Origin of the sequence: Rhodovulum adriaticum, from assembly GCF_004345735.1 — a bacterium.
In the GTDB taxonomy this organism is placed as follows: Bacteria; Pseudomonadota; Alphaproteobacteria; order Rhodobacterales; family Rhodobacteraceae; genus Rhodovulum; species Rhodovulum adriaticum.
Genome location: NZ_SLXL01000003.1, coordinates 72422 through 92255, shown reverse-complemented (window position 1 = coordinate 92255; position 19834 = coordinate 72422). Strand labels below are relative to the sequence as shown.

General features: G+C 65.8%; 17 protein-coding genes. 8 read left to right on the top strand and 9 right to left on the bottom strand.

What is annotated here, in order from left to right:
• Nucleotides 1–80: 80 nt before the first annotated feature.
• From EV656_RS06540 to EV656_RS06515, 6 genes are all read right to left on the bottom strand, one after another.
• Nucleotides 81–575: a hypothetical protein gene (locus tag EV656_RS06540; protein ID WP_132601194.1), complete on the bottom strand. Its 495-nt coding sequence runs from the start codon at nucleotides 573–575 to the stop codon at nucleotides 81–83.
• Nucleotides 576–583: 8 nt separating this feature from the next.
• On the bottom strand, nucleotides 584–946 hold the full coding sequence (grxD, locus tag EV656_RS06535) for a Grx4 family monothiol glutaredoxin (RefSeq protein ID WP_132601191.1): 363 nt from the start codon (nucleotides 944–946) through the stop codon (nucleotides 584–586).
• A 5-nt stretch (nucleotides 947–951) separates the two neighbouring features.
• On the bottom strand, nucleotides 952–1194 hold the full coding sequence (locus EV656_RS06530) for a BolA/IbaG family iron-sulfur metabolism protein (protein ID WP_132601188.1): 243 nt from the start codon (nucleotides 1192–1194) through the stop codon (nucleotides 952–954).
• A 62-nt stretch (nucleotides 1195–1256) separates the two neighbouring features.
• On the bottom strand, nucleotides 1257–1739 hold the full coding sequence (locus EV656_RS06525; RefSeq protein ID WP_132601185.1) for a GNAT family N-acetyltransferase: 483 nt from the start codon (nucleotides 1737–1739) through the stop codon (nucleotides 1257–1259).
• A gap of 12 nt (nucleotides 1740–1751) precedes the next feature.
• On the bottom strand, nucleotides 1752–3911 hold the full coding sequence (gene purL / locus EV656_RS06520; protein WP_132601182.1) for a phosphoribosylformylglycinamidine synthase subunit PurL: 2160 nt from the start codon (nucleotides 3909–3911) through the stop codon (nucleotides 1752–1754).
• 272 nt (nucleotides 3912–4183) lie between these two features.
• The gene (locus EV656_RS06515) at nucleotides 4184–5089 is read right to left on the bottom strand and encodes a LysR family transcriptional regulator (RefSeq protein ID WP_132601179.1); all 906 of its coding nucleotides are present in this window, start codon (nucleotides 5087–5089) and stop codon (nucleotides 4184–4186) included.
• 141 nt (nucleotides 5090–5230) lie between these two features.
• Between EV656_RS06515 and EV656_RS06510 the strand changes: the two genes are divergently transcribed.
• The 6 genes from EV656_RS06510 to EV656_RS06485 all read left to right on the top strand — a co-directional run bounded on the left by EV656_RS06510 (nucleotide 5231) and on the right by EV656_RS06485 (nucleotide 12349).
• A complete protein-coding gene (locus EV656_RS06510; protein WP_279432460.1) occupies nucleotides 5231–8641 on the top strand; it encodes an indolepyruvate ferredoxin oxidoreductase family protein in 3411 nt (1136 codons plus the stop codon).
• Between the two features lie 135 nt (nucleotides 8642–8776).
• The gene (murI, locus tag EV656_RS06505) at nucleotides 8777–9589 is read left to right on the top strand and encodes a glutamate racemase (RefSeq protein WP_132601173.1); all 813 of its coding nucleotides are present in this window, start codon (nucleotides 8777–8779) and stop codon (nucleotides 9587–9589) included.
• A gap of 53 nt (nucleotides 9590–9642) precedes the next feature.
• Entirely contained in the window at nucleotides 9643–10671 is a 1029-nt protein-coding gene (gene argC / locus EV656_RS06500; protein WP_132601170.1) for an N-acetyl-gamma-glutamyl-phosphate reductase, read from the top strand.
• 13 nt (nucleotides 10672–10684) lie between these two features.
• On the top strand, nucleotides 10685–11149 hold the full coding sequence (gene ccmE, locus EV656_RS06495) for a cytochrome c maturation protein CcmE (RefSeq protein ID WP_132601167.1): 465 nt from the start codon (nucleotides 10685–10687) through the stop codon (nucleotides 11147–11149).
• A 64-nt stretch (nucleotides 11150–11213) separates the two neighbouring features.
• Nucleotides 11214–11825 carry a holin-associated N-acetylmuramidase gene (locus EV656_RS06490; protein ID WP_132601164.1) on the top strand — a complete coding sequence of 204 codons (612 nt, stop codon included), beginning with the start codon at nucleotides 11214–11216 and terminating at the stop codon, nucleotides 11823–11825.
• Nucleotides 11816–12349: a holin family protein gene (locus EV656_RS06485; RefSeq protein ID WP_132601161.1), complete on the top strand. Its 534-nt coding sequence runs from the start codon at nucleotides 11816–11818 to the stop codon at nucleotides 12347–12349. Before EV656_RS06490 ends, EV656_RS06485 begins: the two co-directional genes overlap by 10 nt.
• A gap of 9 nt (nucleotides 12350–12358) precedes the next feature.
• Here the strand turns inward: EV656_RS06485 and EV656_RS06480 are convergent, their stop codons facing one another.
• From EV656_RS06480 to EV656_RS06470, 3 genes are all read right to left on the bottom strand, one after another.
• Nucleotides 12359–13135 carry an enoyl-CoA hydratase-related protein gene (locus EV656_RS06480; RefSeq protein WP_132601158.1) on the bottom strand — a complete coding sequence of 259 codons (777 nt, stop codon included), beginning with the start codon at nucleotides 13133–13135 and terminating at the stop codon, nucleotides 12359–12361.
• Nucleotides 13136–13222: 87 nt separating this feature from the next.
• Nucleotides 13223–13684 carry a cytochrome c-type biogenesis protein gene (locus EV656_RS06475; protein ID WP_132601155.1) on the bottom strand — a complete coding sequence of 154 codons (462 nt, stop codon included), beginning with the start codon at nucleotides 13682–13684 and terminating at the stop codon, nucleotides 13223–13225.
• 5 nt (nucleotides 13685–13689) lie between these two features.
• Nucleotides 13690–15666 carry a heme lyase CcmF/NrfE family subunit gene (locus tag EV656_RS06470; RefSeq protein ID WP_132601152.1) on the bottom strand — a complete coding sequence of 659 codons (1977 nt, stop codon included), beginning with the start codon at nucleotides 15664–15666 and terminating at the stop codon, nucleotides 13690–13692.
• A 181-nt stretch (nucleotides 15667–15847) separates the two neighbouring features.
• On the opposite strand from EV656_RS06470, the gene EV656_RS06465 reads away from it, so the two are divergent.
• Both EV656_RS06465 and EV656_RS06460 read left to right on the top strand, forming a co-directional pair.
• Nucleotides 15848–17092: an N-acetylmuramoyl-L-alanine amidase gene (locus EV656_RS06465; RefSeq protein ID WP_132601149.1), complete on the top strand. Its 1245-nt coding sequence runs from the start codon at nucleotides 15848–15850 to the stop codon at nucleotides 17090–17092.
• Between the two features lie 125 nt (nucleotides 17093–17217).
• Entirely contained in the window at nucleotides 17218–19746 is a 2529-nt protein-coding gene (locus tag EV656_RS06460; RefSeq protein WP_132601146.1) for a penicillin-binding protein 1A, read from the top strand.
• Nucleotides 19747–19834 lie beyond the last annotated feature (88 nt).

Here is a 19834-nt window from a genome sequence, read left to right as displayed (position 1 = left end):
GCTCCTTGGGGCCCTCTTCAGATGAGCACGGATCGCCCCCGGAGGAATGCGCCAAAATGTCCGGAATGCAACTGGAGCGCTTAACGCCGGATCAATCGTCCAAGGGCCGCAAGCGCGAACCGCATCGGCGCGGTGCGGCGCCGGTCGCCGGGTTTGGGATAGTAGAACAGCCGGCCGGTTTCGACCTCTTCGACATAGCCGTCCATGGCATAGGCCAGCGGCAGCAGTACGCTGCGCGCCGTACCCGTGGCCGGCAGAAACGGGGCGGCGCCGGGCAGATCGTGCACCTCCAGCCGTGCGGTGCAGGCGACCAGCCGCTTGGCCAGCGCGCCAGGGGCCGCAGGGTGCAGGCGCCGGGCCAGCAGCTCCGCCTCGGCGCCGACATGCGGCGCGCGGATCTGCTCTACCGCAGCGCACAGCGGGCCGCGCAGTTCGATCTGCGCGACCCAGCCATCACGATGACGCCGCTGGGTGGGGCGCGTGGTGCAGGCCAGCGGCCCGCTCAGATACCGCGCCACCCGGTCCAGCGCCACGTCCTGCCCGGCCGGGCCGTACCACAGGCGCGCGCGCAACATGTCCGGCCTCAGGCGTTGGCAGAGCGGATCTTGTCGGCGGCGTCCTTGTCATAGGTCACGCCCTTGTCGTCGAACAGCTTGTCCAGCTCGCCCGACAGGGTCATCTCGGTGATGATGTCACAACCGCCCACGAACTCGCCCTTGACGTACAACTGCGGGATCGTCGGCCAGTCGGAGAAGTCCTTGATGCCCTGGCGGATTTCCTCGTCCGCCAGAACGTTCACGTCCTTGTAGGTCACCCCCATGAAGCTGAGCACACCGGCCACGCGGCTGGAGAATCCGCATTGCGGGGCGCCGGCGGTGCCCTTCATGAACAGCACGACATCGTTGGCGTCGATGGTTTCCTTGATCTGGGTCTGCGCGTCGGACATCTGGATCACTCCGGGGCTTTGGTGGTCAGGGCGAGCGCATGGAGCGCGGCGTCAGAGCCGTCCATCTGCTCTTTCAGCGCGGCATAGACCGCGCGCTGCTGCTGTACGCGGTTCATGCCGCGGAACGTTTCGTCGATCACCTCGGCGGCATAGTGGTTCCCGTCGCCAGCAATGTCGGTGATCGTGATCTGCGCATCGGGAAATTTGGCGCGGATCAGGGTTTCGATTTCTTCGGGCGCAATGGCCATCTGCGTGCGTCCTTCCTGTTGTCGCCCAAGATGTAAGGGAGCGTCGGGGCCGGGGCAAGCGGTCAGGGCTGCCACTCTTCGCGCAGCAGGCCGTAAATCGCGAGATCGGCGACATCGCCTGCGGGCCTGCACCAATGGCGGCGCAATGTCCCCTCGTGGACGAAGCCCGCCCGCGCATAGGTTTTCTGCGCCCGCAGGTTGTCGCCAGCCACGTCCAGCCAGATCCGTTCGGCCCCCAGCCCGTCAAAGCCGTGGGCGATCAGCGCCCGAAGGAACGGCGCGCCCAGACCCGCATCGGGCGTGGCCAGCGCCAGGCGGCGCAGTTCCACACGGGCTGCGGGATTTCCGATCTCTGCAAACAGGGCAAAGCCTTGCGGTGTGCCGCCATCTTCCCAGATGACCAGATCGCGGTCGGGGGCAGCCACATGAGCGGCCAGCGCCGCGTCATCCTCGTCAATGATGAAGCGCGCGTTTTCCGTCCGCGCCGCGATGGCGTGGATAAAGGTGAAATCGTCGGGCCGCGCGGGGCGGATCGTATCGGTCATCGGTCCCACACCTCAGCCAAGCGTGTCGGCGAAGGCGGCCCTGTAGATCGCCGACAATTCGGCCAGCGGGGCCGCATTTCCGCCGAAGCTGACCGCATCACCGCCGAACCGGCCCACGGTCGCCAGCGGCACGCCTGCCTTGCCCGCCTCGACCATCAGCGCCTCGGCCGCGTCGAAGGAGGCCGCGATCAGGTACCGGCCCTGATCCTCTCCGAACAGGGTGGGGGTGTCGCCCGCGTCCAGCGTCACGCCGATCCCGGCGGCCTCGGCCATCTCGAAGGCGGCCAGCGCCAGGCCGCCATCGGCCAGGTCGGTTACGGCGGCGATCCAGGTGCGGTTGGCGCGGATGAACTCGCCATGGCGGCGCTCGGCGTCCAGATCCACATGGGGGGCATCGCCATCCTCGCGGTTGAACACCTCGTAAAGCAGGGCGGACTGGCCCAGATGGCCCGTCGTTTCCCCCAGCAGCAGCGCGACATGCCCAGCTGCGGCCAGACCGGCGATCGTTTCGTCGATATGCGCGATCAGGCCTACCGCGCCGATGGTGGGCGTGGGCAGGATCGGGGCGCCGTCGGTTTCATTGTAAAGCGACACGTTGCCCGACACGATGGGCATGTCCAGCGCCGTACAGGCCGCGCCGATGCCCTGAATCGCGCCCACGAACTGGCCCATGATTTCCGGTTTCTCGGGGTTGCCGAAATTCATGTTGTCGGTGGTGGCCAGCGGTTTCGCGCCGACCGCACATAGGTTGCGATACGCCTCGGCCACCGCCTGCTTGCCGCCCTCGACCGGGTTGGCGCGCACATAGCGTGGGGTCACGTCCGAGGTGAAGGCCAGCGCCTTGTCGGTGCCGTGGACCCGGATCACGCCCGCGCCCAGGCCGGGGCGGCGCACCGTGTCGCCCATCACCTGGGTGTCGTATTGTTCATAGACCCAGTGTTTCGAGGCGTAGTTGGGGCTGGAAATCAGCGCCTTCAGGCCGTCTACGGGATCGATGCCCGGCACCTCGTCCATCTCGGGGGCGGGGGGCGTTTCCTGCCAGGGGCGGTCGTATTCGGGGGCCGAGGACGACAGTTTCGACAGCGGCAGATCGGCCCAGCATTTGCCCTGGTGCATAATGACAAAGCGGTCCTCTGGCAGGGTCTCACCCACGATGGCGAAATCCAGATCCCACTTGTCGAAGATCGCGCGCGCCTCGGCCTCTTTTTCCGGGCGCAGGACCATCAGCATCCGTTCCTGGGATTCCGACAGCATCATTTCGTAGGCGGTCATGTTGGTTTCGCGCTGCGGTACCTGATCCAGGTCCAGCCGAATGCCCAGGCCGCCCTTGTCGCCCATTTCCACCGCCGAACAGGTCAGCCCCGCCGCGCCCATGTCCTGAATGGAAATCACCGCGCCCGAGGCCATCAGTTCCAGGCAGGCCTCCATCAACCGCTTTTCGGTAAAGGGATCGCCGACCTGCACGGTGGGGCGCTTTTCCTCGATCCCCTCGTCGAATTCAGCGCTGGCCATGGTCGCGCCGCCGACGCCGTCGCGCCCGGTCTTGGCCCCCAGATAGACCACGGGCATGCCGACGCCGCTGGCGGCCGAGTAAAAGATCTTGTCCGCATCGGCCAAACCGGCGGCAAAGGCGTTGACCAGGCAGTTGCCGTTATAGGCGGGGTGAAAGCGAACCTCGCCGCCCACGGTGGGCACGCCAAAGCAGTTCCCATAGCCGCCCACGCCCTCGACCACGCCGTGCACAAGTTGCCGGGTCTTGGGATGGTCCACCTCGCCGAAGCTGAGCGCGTTCATCGCCGCGATAGGGCGCGCCCCCATGGTAAAGACATCGCGCAGGATGCCGCCCACGCCGGTCGCGGCGCCCTGGTAGGGTTCGATATAGCTGGGGTGGTTGTGGCTCTCCATCTTGAACACAACCGCCTGCCCGTCGCCGATATCGACGATGCCCGCGTTTTCCCCGGGCCCGCAGATCACCTGCGGCCCGTCGGTGGGCAGGGTGCGCAGCCATTTCTTGGACGACTTGTAGGAACAATGCTCGTTCCACATCGCCGAAAAGATACCCAGTTCGGTGAAACTTGGCGCGCGATTCAGAAGCCGCAGGATCTCGGCATATTCCTCGGGCTTCAGCCCGTGGGCTTCTATCAGCTCTTCGGTGATCTGCGGCTCTTCCATGACGTCCCCCTCAGGTCGGATTGCCTAGCGTCTACGACAGGCGCGGGCGCGGGGGAAGGGGGCAGGGGCGCCCAAGGCGGGTTTGGACCCGGTCCGCGCGCCGCCAGGAAACAAAAAAAGGCCGAGCGTGAAGCCCGGCCCAAGTCCAACAGGGAGGTAAAGACGAAAGCGCTGCCTCCGCCTTCGTGAAGCCAAGTATGCCCACGAACCGGGCAGTTCAATACCAAAATTTGTGGCGCTGGCGTATGTCCGTCATGCCTGTGACACATATCTCACATGTCGGGCATGTCCTTTTGCCTGAGGCGCTGTTCGCTGATCTGGCTGGTGACGAAATCCCGGAACACCGCGATCCGACGCGATGCGCGCAATTCCTCGGGATAGGCCAGATAGACCGGAACCTCGGTTGATTCGACGTCTTCCAGAACCCGCACCAGTTGCGGGTGATCCTCGGTCACGTAGTCGGGCAGCACCCCGATCCCCAAACCGTTCAGCACGGCCTGCAGCACGCCGAAATAGTTGTTCACCGTCAGGGTAGAGCGGATCGGGTGCGTCATCAGTTCCCGCACCAGCTGGGCACCGGCCGTAACCTGGGTCGCGCCGGTGTTCTGGCAGATCAGGCGATGGGTTCCCAGATCCTCCAGGCTGGTGGGGGTGCCGTTCTGATCCAGGTAGGACTGCACGGCGTATAGCCGCATCCGCACGCTCATCAGGCGCAGGCGGATCAGGTCGGCCTGGCTGGGTTCCTTCATGCGGATGGCGACATCGGCCTCGCGCATGGGCAGGTCCAGCACCTGCTCTTCCAGCATTAGGTCGATGCGCAGGTCGGGAAAGCGTTCATAAAGCTTGGGCAGCCGCTTGGCCAACCAGAGCGAGCCGAACCCGGTGGTGGTCGTCACCCGCAATTCACCGAACACCTCTTCGACGCTGTCGCGGATGCGGGCCACGGCGGTATCCAGCCGCTTGTTCATCGCGGTGGTCGCGTCGAACAGCAGTTCGCCCTGTTCGGTCAGGATCAGGCCGCGGGCGTGACGGTGGAAAAGCGTGGTGTCCAGGCTTTCCTCCAGCGCGCGGATCTGGCGCGATACAGCCGATTGCGACAGGTGCAGCGTATCGCCCGCATGGGTCAGACTTCCGGCGTCGGCGACCGCGTGAAAGATCCTCAGCTTGTCCCAGTCCATGGCGAATGTCCCGATTTTTCCCGTCTATCAGTCCTAGCGGGCGCGCTCTGGCCATTGCAATTGCAGTCTTGCCGGAGATTTCATTTTGTAGGTCATTGTTTTTGACCTAATGTCAAGGCGACACGGCCCAGCACGACGGAGATCCCCATGACCCGGCAGGACATTCAACTGCAAGACCGCTTCGATCTGGCCAAGTCGCCCGTTTTGCTGAACGGCACACAGGCGCTTGTCCGGTTGATGCTGATGCAAAAGGCCCGTGACCGGGCGGCGGGGCTGAACACGGGCGGCTATGTGACGGGCTATCGCGGCTCGCCGCTGGGGGCGGTCGATGTGCAGATGGCCCGCGCCCAGGCCGAACTGCAGGCCGCCGAAATCCGTTTCCAACCCGGTTTGAACGAGGATCTGGCCGCCACCGCGCTGTGGGGCACCCAGCAGGCCGAATTGCGCGGCGAGGGCAAATACGACGGCGTATTCGGCCTGTGGTACGGCAAGGGGCCGGGGGTGGACCGTTCGGGCGATGTGATGCGGCATGCCAACATGGCGGGCACATCGCGCAATGGCGGGATCATCATGGCGATGGGGGATGACCATACCGGCGAATCCTCGACCACCTGTCACCAGTCGGACTGGGCGATGGTGGATGCCTATATGCCGGTGCTGTCCCCCGCGGGCGTGCAGGAAATTCTGGATTACGGGCTTTATGGATTCGCGCTGTCGCGTTTCGCCGGGGTCTGGGCCGGCCTGAAGCTTATGAAGGACACGGTCGAGGTGACCTCGGTTGTCGATGGCCGCCCGGACCGGATGTCCTTCGTCACGCCGGACTTCGATATGCCCGAGGGCGGGCTGAGCATCCGGCTGGGCGATCATTGGGTCGCGCAAGAGGCGCGGATGCTGGATTACAAGCGCTTCGCCGCCGAGGCCTTTGCCCATGCCAACCGCATCGATCGTCGGGTCTGGGGCAAACCGGGCGCAAAGATCGGGCTGGTCGCCGCGGGCAAGAACTGGCTGGACCTGGTGCATGCCCTGGGCCTGCTGGGCATCGATGCGGCCGAGGCCGAGCGGTTGGGCATCACCACCTACAAGGTGGGCCAGACCTGGCCGCTGGACATGGCCGGCTTTGCCGCGTTTGCCGAGGGGCTGGACCTGATCGTGGTGGTCGAGGAAAAGCGCAAGCTGATCGAGGTGCAGGCGAAAGAGGCCATCTTCCATGACCGGCGGGGGCGGCGCATCTATGGGGCGCAGAACGATCGGGGCGCCGAACTGTTCCCGTCGCGTTACGCGCTGGACCCGGTGATGATCGCCGAGAAACTGGGCGCGATCCTGATCGAAGAGGGCCGCGGCACGGACGCCCTGCGCGCGGCCCTTGCCCGGGTCGAAGAATCCCGCCGCGCCGACAATGCCGAGGACCTGGCCGCCCGGCTGCCCTATTTCTGTGCGGGGTGTCCGCATAACAGTTCGACGAAATTGCCCGAGGGCAGCCGCGCCTATGCCGGGATCGGGTGTCACATCATGGCGATGTGGATGGATCGCGAAACCAGCGGCTATACCCATATGGGGGCCGAGGGCGCGAACTGGGTGGGCGAGGCCCCGTTTTCCACCCGCGACCACGTTTTCCAGAACATGGGCGACGGCACCTACAACCACTCGGGGCGCATGGCGATCCATGCGGCAGTGGCCGCCGACACCAACATCACCTTCAAGATCCTTTACAACGACGCGGTGGCGATGACCGGCGGGCAGGGCAACGATGGCGGCCTGTCCCCGCAACAGATCGTCGCCGAACTGGTGGCTGCGGGCGTGAAACGCGTCGAGGTGGTCTATGATGAGAAAGAGGATCTGGATACAGGCAGCTTTCCGCCTGGTGTTGTCTGCCACCCGCGGGTAGAGTTGATGCAGGTTCAGGAAAAACTGCGTGAAATCAGCGGCGTCACGGCCATCGTTTACATTCAGACCTGTGCCGCCGAAAAGCGCCGTCGCCGCAAGCGTGGCAGTTTCCCCGATCCCGATACGCGGGTGTTCATCAACACCGATGTCTGCGAGGGCTGCGGCGATTGCGGGGTGCAATCCAACTGCGTGGCCATCGTGCCGGTGGAAACCGATCTGGGCCGCAAGCGCGCCATCGATCAGTCGGCATGCAACAAGGATTTCTCTTGCCTGCAAGGGTTTTGCCCCTCTTTCGTCACCTTGAGCGGCGCCAAGTTGCGCAAGCAGGCCAGCGCCGAGGTCGAGATCGGCGCGTTGCCGGACCCCACGCTGCCGGCAATCGATGGCACCCATAATCTGGTCATCACCGGGGTCGGTGGGACGGGCGCGGTGACCATCGGGGCGATCCTGGCCATGGCCGCCCATATCGACGGCAAGGGCGCGGGGATGATGGAAATGGCCGGCCTCGCCCAGAAGGGCGGCGCGGTGCATATCCACTGCCGCATCGCCAACCGGCCCGAGGACATTTCCGCGATCGGTGTGGCGACGGGCGAGGCCGACGCCGTGATCGGCGGCGATCTGGTGGTGACGGCGGGGGCAAAGACCATCGGCCTGATGACCACGGGGCGCACCGGCGCGGTGGTAAACAACCACGACATCGTCACCGGCGCCTTTACCCGCGATCCCGAATTTCGCATTCCATCCGATAGGTTGCAGGTCTCTCTTGAGGCGCGATTGAAACAGCGGGTGCAGTTTCTGGATGCCACCGAACTGGCCCGTCGTTTGATGGGCGACACGATCTTTGCCAACATGATCGTTACAGGGACGGCGTGGCAGAACGGGCTGATCCCGGTGCGCTTCGACGCCATCGACCGCGCGATTCAGTTGAACGGCGCGGGCGTGGCGGGCAACCGCCGCGCGTTCGAGATCGGGCGGTGGGCCGCGTTGCATTCCGAAGAGGCCACGCGTCTGGTCATGTCCGAGACCTTGGAAAAACCGAAAACCCCGGACCAGCAGATCGCCCTACGCGCCGATCACCTGCGCGCCTATCAGTCCGCGCGGCTTGCCCGCCGCTATCGCCGCCTTGTGGACCGCGCTGCGGACCCTGATCTGCGTCTGGCCATCGCAAAAGGCTATCACAAGCTCTTGGCCTACAAGGACGAATACGAGGTCGCCCGTCTGCATCTGCAAACCGTCGAAAAGGCGCGCGAAACCTTCGAAGGCGATTTCCGGGTTGCTTGGCACCTGGCCCCGCCCTTCCTGCCCGGCAAGGACGCGTCGGGCCGCCCGAGCAAACGCCGCTTTGGCGCTGGTATGGAACGGCTTTTCCGGGTGCTGGCGGGGATGCGGCGGCTGCGCGGCACGCCGCTGGACCCGTTCGGCTGGCAGGGGGAGCGGAAACGCGAACGCGCCCTGATCCGCCAGTACGAGGCCGATATGCGCGAGCTTCTGGGGCACCTTGGCCCTGAAACATTGGCGCCTGCAATCGCTTTGGCGGAACTGCCCCACTCGATCCGCGGCTTTGGCCCGGTCAAGCAGGCCGCAGAGCAGGAGGCCGCCGCGCGGCGCGCAGAGCTGCTGGCCGAAATCCGCGCAGGCGGCCGCAAGGAGGGGGCGGCCGCGGCCTGAGAACGCGCGGATCGATGGACGCAGGCACATGGCGGCGATGGATTTCCGCGGCAATGCGACTTATGACTTGTCACATGGACTCTGGCGGCCGTGCGGGGCTGACAGTGTCCGATCACAGGCGCAGGGCAAGAGACGATGGCGGTTGGTATTTTCGATTCCGGTCTGGGCGGTCTGACGGTTCTGGACGCCGCGGCGCGACGGCTGCCCGAGGTTCCCTTTGTCTATTTCGGGGACAACGCCCATGCGCCCTATGGCACCCGCGATGCCGAGGATGTCTATCAGTTGACCACGGCCGCGGTGACCCGGCTGTTCGACGCGGGCTGCGATCTGGTGATCCTGGCCTGTAATACCGCCAGTGCCGCGGCACTGCGGCGGATGCAGGAAAGCTGGGTGCCCGAGGGTAAGCGCGTTCTGGGCGTCTTCGTGCCGTTGATCGAGGCGTTGACCGAACGGCAGTGGGGCGACAATTCCCCCCCGCGTGAGGTCGCCGTGAAACATGTCGCGTTGTTTGCCACCCCCGCGACCGTGGCCAGCCGTGCCTTTCAGCGGGAACTGGCCTTCCGCGCCATCGGCGTGGATGTCGAGGCCCAGCCCTGCGGCGGGCTGGTCGACGCCATCGAGGAGGGCGACGAGATGCTGGCCGAGGCGCTGGTGCGCTCCCATGTCGAGGCGTTGAAACGGCGCATGCCCCACCCCGAGGCCGCGATCCTGGGCTGCACGCATTATCCGCTGATGGAACAGGCGTTCCAGCAGGCGCTCGGCCCGCAGGTGCGGGTCTATTCGCAGGCCAACCTGGTCGCCGAAAGCCTGGCCGACTATCTGCAACGCCATCCTGAAATGCTGGGCGCGGGCGAACAAAGCCTTTTCCTGACCACCGGCGACCCGGCGGCGGTATCCGACAAGGCCACGCAATTCCTGCACCGGCGCATCGAATTCACCGCCGCCTGATTGCGGTGACGCGGATTTCTGCCTAGATAGCTGAAAACGCTGCGGGAAGGACCATGACCCACAAGATCGCCATTCTGGGCGCCTCTGGCTATACGGGGGCGGAACTTGTCCGCCTGATCGCGACCCATCCGGGGATGGAGATCGTCGCCCTGTCGGGCGAACGCAAGGCCGGCCTGCCGATGGCGGCCGTGTTCCCCCATTTGCGCCACCTGGATCTGCCGGATCTGGTCAAGATCGACCAGATCGACTTTGCCGGTGTTGACCTGGCTTTTTGCGCGCTGCCCCATGCGACGTCTCAGGCGGTCATCAAGGAATTGCCGCGCGATCTGAAGGTGGTGGACCTGTCCGCCGATTTCCGGCTGCGCGATCCGGCCGCTTATGAAAAATGGTACGGCAAGCCCCACGCCGCGCTGGAGTTGCAGAAAGAGGCCGTCTACGGCCTGACGGAATTCTACCGCGACGACATCCGCAATGCGCGGCTGGTGGCGGGCACGGGCTGCAACGCGGCGGCCGGTCAGTACGGACTGCGCCCGCTGATCGCGGCGGCTGTGATTGATCTGGACGACATCGTGATGGACCTGAAGGCCGGGGTTTCCGGCGCGGGCCGCGCGCTGAAGGAAAACCTGCTGCACGCCGAGCTGTCCGAGGGCTTTCACGCCTACGCGGTCGGCGGCACCCACCGCCACCTGGGCGAGTTCGACCAGGAATTTTCCGCCATCGCCGGGCGCCCGGTCGAGGTGCAGTTCACCCCCCACCTGATTCCCGCCAACCGGGGTATCCTGGTGACCACCTATCTGAAAGGTGATCCGGGGCGGGTGCATGAAACCTTGGCAAACGCCTATGAAGATGAGACTTTCATTCAGGTTTTGCCGATGGGCGAGCATCCCTCTACCCGGCATATGCGCGGATCGAATTTCGTGCATGTGGGCGTGGTGGCCGACCGCAGGCCGGGACGCGCGATGGTGATCGTGGCATTGGACAACCTGACGAAAGGGTCTTCGGGGCAGGCGATCCAGAACGCCAACCTGATGCTGGGGATCGCGGAGGAGGAGGGGCTGATGTTGGCCCCCTGCTTCCCCTGATGGAGAGTGAAAGATGCGCGGACTGAAGAAGCAAAGGCGGATACAGATCATCGTGGTGGCCATCGTGGCGCTGGCGGGGTCCACGGCGTTGATCGGCTATGCGATGAAGGATGGGATCAACTTCTTCCGCGCGCCCAGCCAGATCGTCGAGGCGCCGCCGCCGCCGACCGAAACCTTCCGCATCGGCGGGCTTGTCGAGGCGGGCAGCCTGCAGCGCGGGCAGGGCGAGGTGATCCGGTTCAACGTGACAGATGGCGGGGCGACGGTGCCGGTCACCTATACGGGCGTGCTGCCCGATCTGTTTGCCGAGAATCAGGGCATGATCGGCACCGGGCAACTGGTCGACGGCGTGTTCGTCGCGCGCGAGATCCTGGCCAAGCACGACGAAAGCTATATGCCCAAGGAAGTGGTCGACGCGCTGAAGGAACAGGGCGTCTATCGCCACATGGAAGAGGGCGAGGTTCCGAGCGGTAGCTAACGGCACCGTTAACCCATGCCACGCGAAAGTGCCCCCGGTCTGAACCATCGACCGGGGGTTTTTCATGCAGACGGTCCAAGAGTTGGCCCGCGCGATCGTCGCGCGTGAGGGCGGCTTTGTTAACGATCCCGACGATCCGGGCGGCCTCACCAAGCACGGGGTGACGCTGGCCACCTTGCGCGGGCTGGGCATCGATCTGGACGGCGACGGACAGGTGGATCTGCTGGACCTGCGCAAGCTGGATCAGGATCGCGCGGTGGACATCTTCGTCCAGCATTACTACGCCGCGCCCCGGCTGGATCAACTGCCCGAGGCGCTGCAACCCTCTGTCTTTGACATGTATGTGCATTCCGGTGCCAACGCTGTGCGCCTGCTGCAGCGGTTGCTGAACGATATGGGCGCCGCGCTGGTTGTGGACGGGGTGATCGGCCCGCAGACCGCGCAGACCGCGCGCGCCGCTGTCACCGAGGCGCCGGAGCATATCGCCGACGCCTATGGTATCGCGCGGCGCAACTACTATTACGCGCTGGCCGACCGGCGCCCGGCCAGCCGCAAATACGTGCGCCGTCGCGATGGCGGCAAGGGCGGCTGGATCAAGCGGGCCGAAACCTTCATCGCGCCGGGCTATCACCTGGGCGAAGACGCCCATCGCGCGCGGGTGGCGGCATGGGACTGATCGGCGGCGCGCTGGAAACCGTGTTCGGCGATGGGCGCAATCCGATTGCCGAAACGGCGCAGGTGTTCCGGGTGAACGCGGATGCATCGGACGAACGCGCAGCCGCGGCGCAGGCCGCCGCGCTGGCCCAGTTCGCGGCAGAGTTCGGCGCGCCCGGGCGCAGTCTGTTCGACCGGGTGATCGACGGGCTGAATCGGCTGCCGCGCCCGGCGATGGCCTTTGGCACCCTGGGGCTGCTGGGGGCGGCCATGGTGAATCCGGTCTGGTTCGCCAGCCGCATGCAGGGGCTGGCGCTGGTGCCCGAACCGCTTTGGTGGTTGCTGGGCGCGATCGTCAGTTTTTATTTCGGCGCCCGGCACCAGGCCAAGGGGCAAGAGTTTCAGCGTGCGCTGGCGGTCTCGCTGGCCCGTATGCCCATGGGGGCGTCGGATGGCGCGGGGTGGCGGGGGCAAGGCGCTGGCACGGACGCCAATCCCGCCCTCGATGCCTGGCGGGCCGGGGGCGGGACGATGGGGGCAGGCTGAGCCCTGTGTTCAGCGCCCCTCGAACCGGGCGCGGCGTTTTTCAAGGAAGGCGACAACCCCTTCCTTGAAATCGTGGCTTTTGCCGCAATCGCCTTGCAATTCGGCCTCCAGCGCCAACTGATCCTCAAGCGCGTTGTCGTAGGACTGCCGGATCGCCTGTTTCAGGCGGCCGTAGGCAAGCGTTGGACCAACAGCCAGATGGGCCGCGCGGGCGCGCCAATGGGCCTCGAACCCGTCCTCGGGCACCGCTTCCCAGATCATGCCCCAATCGGCGGCCTGCCGGGCCGGGACGGGCTCGGCAAAGAGCGCCGCCCCCATGGCACGGGCGAATCCCACCTGACGGGGCAGCCAGTAGGTACCACCCGCATCGGGGATCAGCCCGATCCGGGTAAAGGCCTGTAGAAACATCGCGGCCTCTGACGCGATCACCACGTCGGTGGCCAGCGCCAGGTTCGCGCCTGCCCCGGCGGCGGGGCCATTCACGGCGGCGATGGTGGGGATCGGGCAATCGAAGATCGCGCGCAGCATCGGTTCATACTCGTCGCGCAGGGTGCGTTCCAGGTCGATATTGGCGACATTGGCTTTATCGCCCAGATCCTGGCCCGAACAGAACGCCCGCCCGGCCCCGGTCAGCACCAGAACGCGGGCGTGATCGGGCGCCTCGCGCACGGCATCCAGGATTTCCGCGCGCATCTGCGTGTTCAGCGCGTTCATCACCTCGGGCCGGTTCAACGTCAGCACGGCCACGTCGTTTTCGACCTTCAGATCAATCACCTTGTAAACCATCGCGCGCTCCTGCCATTGGGGTCGCGCAACAGGTTACAGGGATGCGGGGCGCGGGGGGAAGGGGCAACCCGCCGCCGGGCCGTCGCGTCACTTGCCGCCCATGATCTCTTTCAGGCGGGCCTCTTCCTCGGGGCTCAGCCCGTCGGCGGCGACATCGGTGCGGCGGCTGCGGCCGCGGATATAGACCATCGCCACGATGAACCCGATCAGCAACATGGCCGGACCCGCGATATACAGCAGCAGGTTGGACCCGGTCACCGTGGGTTTCAGCAGCACGTATTCGCCGTAGCGGTCGACGACATACTCGATCACCTCTTCGTTGCTGTCCCCTTCGGTGATGCGGTCCCGCACCAGCAGGCGCAATTCCTTGGCGAGAGAGGCGTTGGAATCGTCGATATTTTCGTTCCGGCAGACCAGGCACCGCAGCTCTTTCGAGACCTCGCGGGCGCGGGCTTCTTGCGCGGGGTCGTCCAGCATTTCCGCGGGTTCGACCGCAAGCGCGGGCAGGGGCAGGGTCAGCGCAAGGGCCAGGATCAGGCGTTTCAGCATCGCAATCACTCCGCGGGCATGGGCGCGGCGGCCCGTTCCTTGCGCGCCCCGGCCGCGACACGGACGCGACGGTCGGACAGGCTGAGCAGACCGCCAAGCGCCATGATCAGCGCACCCGCCCATATCCAATTCGCGAAGGGCTTGATATAGGTGCGGATCGCCCAGCCGCCGCCATCCTGCGGGTCGCCGATGGCGATATAGACGTCGCGCAGCACGCCGTTGTCCAGCGCGGCCTCTGTCGTGGGCATCGCGGCCACCGGGTAGACCCGTTTTTCCGGGTACATCGTTGCGACCTGTTCATCAGCTTGCCAGACCGTGACAGTCGCGGTGGTGGACAGATAGTTCGGCCCCTCCACCCGCTCGACCTTGTCCAGCAGAATACCGTATTCGCCGACCTCGAAGCGTTCGCCGATCTGGGCGACGCGGATATCCTCTTGCTGCCAGGCCATCATGCCGGCGATGCCGATCATGGTGATGCCCAGCCCGGAATGGGCCACGGCCTTGCCCCAGTCGGCGCGCGGCAGGCGGGCGATACGGGCCAGTTTGGCCCCCGCCGCCCCGCGACCCGCGCGCATCCACAGATCCATCGCCGCGCCGGACACCAGCCAGGTTCCCAACGCGATGCCGACCGGCCCCAGTGCCGAGCGGCCCGTCTGCATAGCCCAGGTCAATGCCCCCAGGGCAACGGCCAGGATCATCGCGGGCAGCAGATAGCGAACCGCCCGGCCCAGCCGTGCCCGTTTCCACGGCATGATGGCCCCCAGCGGCAGGATAATCCCCAGGATCACCATGAAAGGCGTAAACGCCATGTTGAAGAAGGGCGCGCCGACAGACAGCTTTCGGTCAAAGGCCATCTCCGCCACCAGGGGCCAGATCGTGCCGATGAACACCACGAAGGCCGACACCGCCAGCAGGATGTTGTTGAACACCAGCGCGGATTCGCGGCTGACCAGGCCAAAGACGCCCTTGGCCTCCATCGCGTTCGCCCGCGCGGCGAAAAGCGTCAGCGCCCCCCCCATGAAGACGCCTAGGATCAACAGCAGGAACACGCCCCGCGTCGGGTCCGTGGCAAAGGCATGCACCGAGGTGATGATCCCCGAGCGGGTGATGAAAGCGCCGATCAGCGAGAAGCCGAAGGCCACGATCGCCAACAGGATGGTCCAGCTTTTCAACGACTCGCGCTTTTCCACGACAATGGCCGAATGCAGCAGGGCTGCGGCGATCAGCCAGGGCATGAAGCTGGCATTTTCAACCGGATCCCAGAACCAGAAGCCGCCCCAACCCAGTTCGTAATAGGCCCACCACGACCCCAGGGCGATGCCGATGGTCAGGCAGATCCAGGCGGCCAGCGTCCAGGGGCGCACCCACCGGCCCCAGGCGGCATCCACCCGCCCCTCGATCAACGCGGCCACGGCGAAGGAGAAGCAGATCGAAAGACCCACATAGCCCAGGTACAGGAACGGCGGATGGAAGGCGAGGCCGGGATCCTGCAACAGCGGATTCAGGTCGCGCCCGTCGAAGGGGGGCATCGCCAACCGCTCGAACGGGTTGGAGGTGAACAGGATAAAGGCGAAGAACGCCGCCCCGATGGCCGACTGTACCGCCAGGACGCGGGCGCGCAGGCTGGGCGGCAGGCCGCCGCCGAACAGCGCTGCCATGGCGCCGAACAGCGTCACGATCAACACCCACAACAGCATCGATCCCTCGTGGTTCCCCCAGACGCCCGACACCTTGTAAAGCATCGGCTTCAGCGTGTGAGAGTTCGCCGTCACGATCCGAAGCGAGAAATCGGAGGTGACGAAGGCGTAGGTCAACGCCGCAAAGGATAGCCCGGTCAACAGGAACTGCGCGATGGCGGCCGGTTCGGCCATGGCCATCCAGCCGCTCCAGCCCTTGTGGGCACCGATCAGGGGGATCACCATCTGCACCAGCGAGACGGCGAAGGCGAGGGTCAGGGCGAAGTGGCCGAGTTCGATAAACATGAGCCGAGTATTAAACTTGGCCGCCCGCCGCGCCAATGGGTTTTCCGCCGCGCCGCGCGCGGGGTGACGCAATCGTGAGCATCGCCCGCACCGTCCCCGGTCACCAGGGCATATGCCGGTTTGCGCGGGCCGGGCGCTGCGTTATCCTGTCCCCAACAACAGCGAGCAGTTGCACCACTACATGAGACCCCTATTCCGGAACCGCGGCCGCCTGTCGGGATTGGCCCTCTTGTTGTCTCTGGCCTTGGCATTGCCGGTCGCGGCACAGGATCTCAGTGCGCTGGCGCGGCCTGACATCGGCGCATCGGCCATCGCTGACGGGGCCGACGGCGGCGTGCGCGTGCAGCTTTCGCTCAGCCAGCCGGTGCCCTACCGCGTCTTTACCCTGGCCGACCCGCCCCGTCTGGTCGCCGATTTTCGCGAGGTCGATTGGGCCGGCACCGATCCTGCCGCCCTGATCCGGACCGAACGGGTTCAGGGGGCCCGCGCCGGGGTGGTGCGGCCGGGCTGGTCGCGGCTGGTGCTGGACCTGGCCGGTCCGCTGGGGCTGGACAGCGCCGAGATGCGCCCCGATCCCGTGACCGGGCGTGCGCTGCTGCGTCTGGCGCTGCGCCCCGCCGCCCCCGAGGCATTCGCCGCCCAAAGCCGCCCGCCGCAAAGCGCGCTGTGGGGCCTGCCTGACCCCGAAACCCTGCCGCCGCCCCGGCGTCGCCCCGATGGCACCCGCCCGCTGCGGGTCGTGCTGGACCCCGGTCACGGGGGGATCGACCCCGGAGCTGAACGCGATGGCGTGCGCGAATCCACCCTGGTCCTGCGATTTGCCCGCGAGTTGCGCGAGGCGCTGCGCCGCGCGGGATTCGAGGTCGTGCTGACTCGGGACGCCGATATATTCGTGCCGCTGGAAACCCGCATCGACATCGCCCGGCGCGCGCAGGCGGATGTGTTCGTATCGATTCACGCCGATGCGCTGGCCGATGGCCATGCCTCTGGCGCGACGGTCTATACCCTGTCCGAAACCGCGTCAGACAAGGCCTCGGCGCTGCTGGCCGAACGGCATGACCGCGACGCGCTGCTGGCCGGGGTGGACCTGAGCGAACAGGACGACGTGATCGCGACCGTGCTGATGGACCTGGCCCGCACCGAAACCGCGCCGCGCAGCGACAGGCTGGCCGCCGCGGTGGTGGCCGGGCTGAAGGCGCACGCCGGGCATCTGTACAAGCGGCCGCAGCTGTCGGCCGGGTTCTCGGTGCTGAAATCGCCCGATATTCCCTCGATCCTTGTCGAACTGGGTTTTCTGTCCTCGAAAAGCGACCGCGAACGCCTGGTGTCCCCACAATGGCGGGCCAAGGCCGTGGCAGGGCTGGTCGCCGGGCTGAGTGCCTGGGCGGCCGAGGATGCGGCACTGGCCGGGCTGCTGCGGCGGTGACGGCGGTCTGGCGGGAACGTGAGCGATGAAATCGCTTGCGGTGGGCGAAATGGCGCCTGTCGTGCTTTGACCGGCCCGCCTGCGATGCGTATACAGAGCGGACCAGAATTCAGGGGGCAGGGCGTTTGGTCCGGTTCATCTTTTCCTTCTTCGGCGCGATCCTTACCTTCGTGACCCTGGGCCTTGTGGCCGGGGTGATGATGATCGGTGCGGTGTTCTGGATGTATGCCCGCGACCTGCCCGATACCGAGGATCTGGCGAATTACGAGCCCAAGACGATCAGCCGGATCTATTCCGGCGAGGGACGCCTGATCGACGAATTCGCCGAGGAACGGCGTTTGTTCGCCCCCGCAGACGAGATCCCGGAGCTTGTCAAACAGGCCTTCATTTCGGCCGAGGACAAGAATTTCTATACCCACAAGGGCTATGACGCGCGCGGTATTGCCGCCGCCCTGGTCGAGGCCGTGAAAAGCCGCGGTCAGACCGTGCGCGGTGCGTCCACCATCACCCAACAGGTGATGAAGAACTTTCTGCTGGGCGGCGAGCGCACCGGCGAGCGCAAGGTCAAGGAACTGATCCTGGCCACCCGGATCGAGGAGACCCTGAGCAAGGACGAGATCCTTGAGCTTTACCTCAACGAAATCTTCCTAGGGCAGAACTCTTACGGGGTGGCGGCGGCGGCCCAGACCTATTTCAACAAGACGCTTTCAGAACTGCGCCCCGAAGAGGCCGCCTATCTGGCTGCCCTGCCCAAGGCCCCCTCGCGCTATCATCCGGTCCGCGAACGCGAGCGCGCGGTCGAGCGGCGCAACTTCGTCTTGCGCGAGATGCATGAAAATGGGTTTCTGGACGCCGAAACCTATCAGGCCGCCCATACCGCGCCCCTGCGCAGCGTTCAGAACGGTGATTACCAGCCGTTCTCTGCCAGCCTGCCATCGCGTGACTATTTCACCGACGAAATCCGCCGACAGTTGTCGCGCGATTTCGGCGAGGCTGAATTCTTTGGCGGCGGGCTGAGCATTCGCGCGACCATCGACCCGGAATTGCAGGCCGAGGCTGCCCAGGCGCTGCGCCGTGGGCTGGAAACCTACGACCGCGACCGCGGCGTCTGGCGGGGGACCGGCGAAACCGTCGATCCCGCCGCCCTGGCGGACGAGGCGGCCTGGCGCGCGGCCCTGGCAGAGGTTCGGGTGCCCCGCGATATCGCGCTTGACGGGAAATGGTTGCCCGCAGTGGTGCTGAGGGTCGAGGCGCAGCGCCTTGTGATCGGAATCGAGGATGTCGAAGGCACGGCCGAGGTGCCGCGCAAGGACATCGCCTGGATGAAGGGCGACTTCTTCGAGAATTTCAAACCGGGCGATGTGGTTCATGTCCGGCGCATGACCGCCGACAGCGATGGCAGCTTTATCCGCTGGACCCTGCGGCAGGTGCCGGAAATCCAGGGCGGCTTCGTTGCCATGGATGTCAATACCGGCCGCGTTCTGGCCATGCAGGGAGGATTTTCCTACCAGGATTCGGTGTTCAACCGCGCCACCCAGGCCACGCGGCAGCCCGGTTCGTCGTTCAAGCCGTTTGTCTACGCCGCCGCGCTGGACAGCGGCTATTCGCCTGCGACCATCGTCATCGACGCGCCGATCGAGATCGACACCGGCGAGGGCATCTGGCGTCCGCGCAACTCGTCCAACAAGTTCTATGGCCCGACGCCGTTGCGCACCGGGATCGAACAATCGCGCAACCTGATGACCGTGCGCTTGGCGCGCGAGGTCGGTATGGAAACCGTCGCTCATTATGCCGAGCGGTTCGGCGTCTACGACCGGCTGGAACCTTACCTTGCCAACGCGCTTGGGGCGCAGGAAACCACGCTTTACCGCATGGTGGCCGCCTACGCGATGTTCGCCAATGGCGGCGAGCGGGTGGAACCGACGCTGGTCGACCGGGTGCAAGACCGCTGGGGGCGGACGGTCTATCGCCATGACACACGCCGCTGCATCGACTGCGACACCCCCGAACTGGCAGAGGGCGAGGCGCCGCAGATCGAGTCCGACCGCAAGCGGGTGATGAACGCGATCACCGCCTACCAGCTGACCTCGATGATGCGGGGTGTCGTCGAACGGGGCACTGCAGCGGGCCGCGTCAACCTGGGTGTGCCCACGGCGGGCAAGACCGGCACGACCAACGACGCGCGCGACGTGTGGTTCGTGGGCTTTACCTCGAACATCGCGGCGGGGTGTTACATGGGATTCGACCGCCCGCGCGGTCTGGGGCGCGGATCCTACGGGGGCAGCATGTGCGCCCCGGTCTTCAATGCCTTCATGAAGGTGGCGACGGCGAAATACGGCGGTGGCCCGTTCAAGGTGCCGCCGGGGGGGCGTTTCATCAAGATCGACCGCTATTCCGGCGCACGCCTGCCTGACGATGCGGCTGGTCCCAACGTGGTGGCAGAGTATTTCCGCGCCGGGGCAGAGCCGATCTTTGGCCTGGGTGGGATGATCGATGGCGGCTTTGCCATGGGGTCCGACCTGCCGCTGTTCGAGCCGGGCGAAGATGCCCCGCCCGTGGACATGGGCGAAGAGGTCACAACATCCACCGGCCGCAAGGCCACCGTGGGCCCCAAGGCGAATTTCGGCACGCTGTCCTCGGGCGGGTTGTACTAGGGCAGGGCGGGGCTGTCCCGCCTGCCTACTTGCGGGCCGCCGGGGGGGTTGGTATCTCTCGCGCCTGACATCTCATTCAAGGGTGGCC